Source organism: Sphingomonas bacterium (assembly GCF_903644135.1).
GTDB lineage: Bacteria > Pseudomonadota > Alphaproteobacteria > Sphingomonadales > Sphingomonadaceae > Sphingomonas.
This window is the reverse complement of the sequence record NZ_CAHJXA010000166.1, coordinates 1-6,124: the sequence shown is the minus strand read 5'-3', so window position 1 is coordinate 6,124 and position 6,124 is coordinate 1. Positions and strand designations below refer to the sequence as shown.

Annotated in this window: 7 protein-coding genes; all 7 read left to right on the top strand. The window is 71.4% G+C overall.

What is annotated here, in order from left to right; all coding sequences use genetic code 11:
* Positions 1 to 536 (top strand): M20/M25/M40 family metallo-hydrolase (locus HUU96_RS09695; protein ID WP_174292614.1); only part of this gene is annotated, 536 nt, incomplete at its 5' end.
* 43 nt (positions 537 to 579) lie between these two features.
* On the top strand, positions 580 to 1,761 hold the full coding sequence (locus HUU96_RS09690; protein WP_217430305.1) for a pyridoxal-phosphate-dependent aminotransferase family protein: 1,182 nt from the start codon (positions 580 to 582) through the stop codon (positions 1,759 to 1,761).
* Positions 1,758 to 2,630, top strand: coding sequence for an allantoinase PuuE (gene puuE / locus HUU96_RS09685; protein ID WP_174292612.1), 873 nt, complete (start codon positions 1,758 to 1,760; stop codon positions 2,628 to 2,630). Before HUU96_RS09690 ends, puuE begins: the two co-directional genes overlap by 4 nt.
* Positions 2,627 to 3,052 carry a 2-oxo-4-hydroxy-4-carboxy-5-ureidoimidazoline decarboxylase gene (uraD, locus tag HUU96_RS09680; RefSeq protein ID WP_174292611.1) on the top strand — a complete coding sequence of 142 codons (426 nt, stop codon included), beginning with the start codon at positions 2,627 to 2,629 and terminating at the stop codon, positions 3,050 to 3,052. Before puuE ends, uraD begins: the two co-directional genes overlap by 4 nt.
* The gene (locus tag HUU96_RS09675; RefSeq protein ID WP_174292610.1) at positions 3,049 to 4,452 is read left to right on the top strand and encodes an NAD(P)-binding domain-containing protein; all 1,404 of its coding nucleotides are present in this window, start codon (positions 3,049 to 3,051) and stop codon (positions 4,450 to 4,452) included. The genes uraD and HUU96_RS09675 overlap by 4 nt, the downstream gene beginning before the upstream one ends.
* A complete protein-coding gene (gene uraH / locus HUU96_RS09670) occupies positions 4,449 to 4,787 on the top strand; it encodes a hydroxyisourate hydrolase (protein ID WP_174292609.1) in 339 nt (112 codons plus the stop codon). Before HUU96_RS09675 ends, uraH begins: the two co-directional genes overlap by 4 nt.
* A 1-nt stretch (position 4,788) precedes the next feature.
* Positions 4,789 to 6,124 (top strand): xanthine dehydrogenase small subunit (xdhA, locus tag HUU96_RS09665; protein ID WP_174292608.1); only part of this gene is annotated, 1,336 nt, incomplete at its 3' end.

The window sequence follows — 6,124 nt, the reverse complement described above, 5'->3', positions numbered from 1 at the left end:
GCGTGAGCCCCGCCTTCCACGCAACTGGTCTGATGCTCTGCTCTGTCCACCTCGCCGCGACCGGCGGCGAGGTGGTCGCCACCGTCGGCCGCATCGAAGCGAGCCCGGGCGTCGCCAACGTCATTCCCGGCCGCGCCGATTTCACCCTCGACGTCCGCGCGCCGGACCACCCGGCCCGCGACGCGACCGCCGCCGCGATCCTCGCCGAGGTCGAGGCGATCGCCACCCGCCGCGGCGTCACTGCAACGGTCGAGAAGCTCCAGGACCTTGCCGCCAGCCCCTGCGATCCACGCATGATCGACCTCCTGTCGCGTGCCGTCGCCACGGTCGCCCAGCCGGTTCGACGGCTCGCCAGCGGGGCCGGCCACGACGCGATGACGATGGCGGCCTTGTGCCCAACTGCGATGCTGTTCATCCGCTGTGCCGGCGGGGTCAGCCACAACCCCGCCGAGGCGGTCGACGCCGCCGATGTCGAGGCGGCAGCGCAGGCGATGCTGCGCTTCGTCGACCTGTTGGGAGGATCGCTTGCCGCTTGATGCCATCTTGTTCGGGGAGATCGACCCGCCGCAGCGGCTGTTGATGGGCCCGGGCCCGGTCAACGCCTATCCGCGCGTGCTGCGGGCGATGGCCGCCGACCTGCTCGGCCAGTTCGACCCCGAGATGACCGGCTATATGGAGCAGGTGATGGCGCTCTACCGGCCGATCTTCGGCACGGCGAACCGCTGGACCTTTCTGATCGATGGCACCGCGCGGGCGGCGATCGAGGCGTCTTTGGTGTCGCTGCTGGTGCCGGGCGAGACGCTGCTGGTGGTGAACTTCGGCCGCTTCGGGCTGCTGCTGCAGGAGATCGGCGAGCGGATCGGCGCGCGGGTGGAGACGGTTGACGCACCCTGGGGCGAGACGGTGCCGCTGCCCGCCATTGCCGCCGCGATCCAGCGCACTGCGCCGCAGGTGGTCGCCACCGTCCATGGCGACACCTCGACGACGATGGCGCAGCCGCTCGCCGGGGTCGGCGACCTCGCCCATGCGGCCGGCGCGCTGTTGTATGTCGATGCCACCGCGACGCTGGCCGGGATGCCGATCGAGAGCGACGCCTGGGGTGCCGACATCGTCACGGGCGGGCTGCAGAAATGCCTCGGCGGCCCCTCCGGATCGGCCCCGATCACGATCTCCGACCGCGCCGCCGCGCACATCGCCGCGCGCCGGCACGTCGAGAAGGGCCTGCGCCGCGACGACACCGCCGATAGCGGCGGCCGTCGGATCGCCTCCAACTATTTCGACCTGGCGATGGTGATGGACTATTGGGGCGAGCGGCGGCTCAACCATCATACCGAGGCGACGACGATGCTGTACGGCGCGCGCGAATGTGCCCGGGTGGCGCTGGGCGAGGGGCTGGAAGCGCGGTATGCGCGCCATACGGCAGCGGGTCGTGCGGTCGTCGCGGGCATTCGCGCCATGGGGCTGAGCGTGTTCGGCACGGATGCCACCCGGATGACCAACGTCACCGGCATCCACATCCCCGACGGCATCGACGGCGAGCGCGTCCGCGCCCGGATGCGCGACGAGTGGGAAATCGAGATCGGCACCGCCTTCGGCCCGCTCGCCGGCCACATCTGGCGGATCGGCGCGATGGGCTACAACGCCACCCGCGCCAAGATTCTGCACACGCTGGCGGCGCTGGAGGCGGTGCTGCGCGCCGAAGGCTTGGCGCTGCCCGCGGGCGCGGGAGTCAAGGCGGCGATGGCGGCGTGGCACGGATGAGCGAGCGCGACCTGATCGGCTATGGCGCGACCCCGCCCGACCCGCACTGGCCCGGCGGTGCGCGCGTCGCGGTGAACATCGTCGTCAATTATGAGGAAGGCGCGGAGAACAGCGTCCTCTACGGCGACACGGGGTCGGAGGCGTTCCTGGCCGACATGGTCGGCGCGCCCAGCCATCCCGCGCGAGCGATGGCGATGGAGAGCCTGTACGAATATGGCAGCCGCGCCGGCTTCTGGCGGCTGCACCGGCTGTTCGTGGAGCGCGGCGTGCCGGTCACCGTCTTCGGCGTCGCCAGCGCGATGGCGCAGAACCCGGCTGCCGTCGAGGCGATGCTGGCGGCGCAGTGGGAGGTGGCGAGCCATGGCTGGCGCTGGATCGACTATCAGGCCGTGCCGGAAGCGACCGAACGCGAGCACATCGCCCGCGCGATCGAGGTCCACACCCGCCTGACGGGGGAGCGGCCACTCGGCTGGTATCAGGGCCGCACCAGCCCCAACACCGCGCGGCTGGTCGCCGAGGAGGGCGGCTTCGTCTACGATGCCGACAGCTATGCCGACGACCTGCCCTATCGCAATGCTCATGGCCAGCTGGTGGTGCCGTACAGTCTGGACGCCAACGACATGAAGATGGTCGCGCTGAACGGCTTCACCGAGGGCGAGCAGTTCTTCCGCTACCTGCGCGACACGTTCGATGCACTACGCGCGGAGGGCGGGCGGATGATGTCGGTCGGGCTGCACGGGCGCATCGCCGGGCGGCCGGGGCGGGCGCTGGCGGTGGCGCGCTTCGTCGATCACGTCCTGGCAGCCGGCGACGCCTGGGTAGCGCGGCGGATCGACATCGCGCGACACTGGCTGGAGGTGCAGGCATGACCGCGCTGTTCGAGCATTCTCCCTGGATCGAGGAGCGCGCCGCCTCGCGCAATCATGCCGACCTGATGGCCGTGGTCCACGCCGCCAGCGCCGACGAACGGCTGGCGCTAATCCGCGCCCATCCCGAGCTGGCCGGCAAGGCGGCGATCGACGGCAGCCTGACGCAGGCGAGCGCGGCGGAGCAGGCATCGGCGGGGCTGGACCGCATGACACCGGCCGAGTTCGAGCGCTTTCACACGCTCAACGCTGCCTATGCCCAGCGGTTCGGCTTTCCCTTCATCATCTGCGTGCGGCTGACCGACAAAGCGGGTATCCTCGCCGCGATGCAAGCCCGCCTCGCCCATGACCGCGATACGGAGATCGCCGCCGCGCTCGACCAGATCGGCGAGATCGTCCGCCTGCGACTGGAGCAGCCGGCATGAGCCTCGCCGACCTCGAAGCGCGCGTCGCGCATGATCTGGCCTGCGTTCATCCCGGCCCGGACTGGACGCGCATCCGGCTAGGCGTGCTCGACGTGGTGATCGTCGGCGGCGGCCAGAGCGGCCTGGGCGCTGCATTCGCACTCGGACGCGAGCGGGTGTCGAACCTGCTCGTGCTCGACGAGAACCCGGCCGGCTATGAGGGGCCGTGGGACACCTATGCGCGGATGCGGACGCTGCGCACGCCCAAGGCGCTGACCGGGATCGATCTCGGCATCCCCAGCCTTACCTTCCGCGCCTGGTGGGAGGCGCAGGGTGGCACCGCGGGCTGGGCGGCGCTGGAGAAGATCGGCCGGCGCGACTGGATGGCGTATCTGCGCTGGTATCGCCGCGTCCTGGCGCTGCCGGTCAGGAACGGAGCCAAGGTGACGCTGATCGAGCCGCTCGGCGGTGCTCACCGCCTCCATCTCGACGGCGGCGACACGATCGACGCGCGCGCGGTGGTGCTGGCGACCGGCATCCAGGGCGGCGGCGAGTGGCATGTCCCCGGCTTCATCCGCGACGCGCTGCCGCCGCACCGCTACGCGCACACCTCGCAGGACATCGACTATCTCGCGCTCGCCGGCAAGCGGATCGCGATCCTGGGCGGCGGCGCGTCGGCGTTCGACAATGCCAACCATGCGCTGGAGGCCGGTGTCGCCGCCGCGCACGTCCATATCCGCCGCGCCGAGCTGCCCCGCGTCAACCCGATCCGCTTCATGGAGGCCGCCGGGATCATGCCACGCTATCCGGCGCTGGACGATGCCGGCAAGTATCGGGTGATGGCGAGCTTCTTCGCGCGCAGCCAGCCGCCAACCAGCGACATGTTTGCCGCCGCCGCGCGCCACCCCGGCTTCGCGCTCCACACCGGCAGCCCCTGGACGAGCGTCGCCGACACGCCGACGGGCGTGCGCGTGACGACCCCCAAAGGCGAGGCGACCTACGACTTCCTGGTGCTGTCGACCGGCCTCGTCACCGATCCCGCGCTTCGGCCCGAACTTGCCCGGGTTGCCGAAGGAGTGCTGCGCTGGCGCGACCGTTATGCGCCGCCGTCGCAGATCGCCAACCCGTTGATCGACGCACACCCGTATCTTGGCCCGGCGTTCGAGCTGCAGGGGCGCACCGCCGATGACGAGGCGCGGCTGGCCGGGCTCTATGCCTTCAACTATTCGGCGCTGGCCAGCCACGGACTGTCCGCGGCGGCGCTGTCCGGGCTGAAATACGCGCTGCCCCGCCTTGCCCGCGGTGTTGCCGACGCGCTGTTCCGCAGCGACGAGGCGGCGATCCTTGCCGATTACGAGGCCTATGACGAGGTCGAGTTCAGCGGCCGCTGGTCGCCGCCATTGACCGAGGCGGCGGCATGACCAGCCTGTCCACCCACGTCCTCGATACCGCGCATGGCTGCCCCGCCGCCGGCATGGCGGTGCGGCTGGCGGCGGGTGACTGGGTGCTGGCGAGCGGTGTCACCGATGCGGACGGCCGCTGCCCGGCGCTGACCGGGGATCGCACCCTGTCGCCGGGCCGCTACAGCCTGGCCTTCGACGTCGCCGCCTATTTCCGCGCGGCGGGCGTCGCGCTGCCCGAGCCGCCGTTCCTCGACACGGTGACGATCGCCTTCGGGGTCGCCGAGGCGGACGGCCATTATCATGTGCCGCTGCTCGTCTCGCCCTTCGCCTATTCGACCTACCGGGGCAGCTGAGATGATCTGCTTCCTGCTCGACGGCGAGGTGGTGGAGGTCGAAGCGGCGGCCGAGGACACCGCCCTCGACCTGATCCGCTATCGCCTGCGCCGCACCGGCACCAAGGAGGGCTGCGCCGAGGGCGATTGCGGGGCCTGCACGGTGCTGCTCGGCGAGGTGCGCGGCGAGGGCGTTGCCTGGCGCGCGGTCAACGCCTGCATCCTGTTCGCCCCGATGCTCGACGGCAAGGCGCTGATGACGGTCGAGAGCCTGGGCGGCGACCACCCGGTGCAGCGCGCGATGGTGGAGCATCACGGCTCGCAATGCGGCTTCTGCACGCCCGGCATCGTCATGTCGCTCTATGGCCGCAGCATCGGCGCGAGCGGCAGCGACGCGGGCGTCGGCGACGTGCTGGCCGGCAATCTGTGCCGCTGTACCGGCTATGGCCCGATCCTCGCCGCCGCCGCGGCGGTCCCGGCCGGCGCGCGCGATGACGGGGCGACGCTGGCGAGCCTGCGGGCAATGCGCCGGGGTACGGGCGAGGGTTGGCACGCACCCGCAACCGGTGACGAGCTGGCGGCGCTGTTGCTGGACCATCCCGATGCGCGGATCGTCGCCGGCGGCACCGATGTCGGGCTGTGGGTGACGAAGGGTCTGCGCTCGCTCGGCACCGTCGTCTTCGTCGGCAACATCGCCGAGCTGGCGACGATCGAGGATACGAGCGACGGCCTGACGCTGGGTGCCGGCGTGCGCTATGCCGATGCGCACGCGGCGTTGGCGCGGATGCATCCGCAGCTTGGCAAGCTGGTGCGGCGGATCGGCGGCCAGCAGGTCCGCAACGCCGGCACGATCGGCGGCAACATCGCCAACGGCTCGCCGATCGGCGACATGCCGCCGGCGCTGATCGCGCTGGGTGCGACGCTGACGCTGCGGCGGGGCGACGTGCGGCGGACGATCGCGCTGGAGGACTACTTCCTCGCCTATGGCGAGCAGGACCGCGCGCCCGGCGAGTTCGTCGAAGCCGTCCACATCCCCCGCCCCGCCGCTGCGACGCTGGTCAGCATCGCCAAGCTGTCCAAGCGGTTCGACAGCGACATCTCCGCGGTGTGCGGCGCGTTCGCGATCACGATCGAGCAGGGCAAGGTGACGGCCGCTCGCGTCGCGTTCGGCGGCATGGCGGGCACGCCGGCACGCGCGCGCGGCTGCGAGCGGGCGCTGGTCGGCCATGCGTGGAGCGAGGCCGGCATCGAGGTCGCGGCCCTTGCGTTGGCCGACGACTACTGTCCCCGCGACGACCTGCGCGGCTCGGCCTCGTACCGCCGCAGCGTCGCCGCCAACCTGCTGCGCCGCCTCTGGC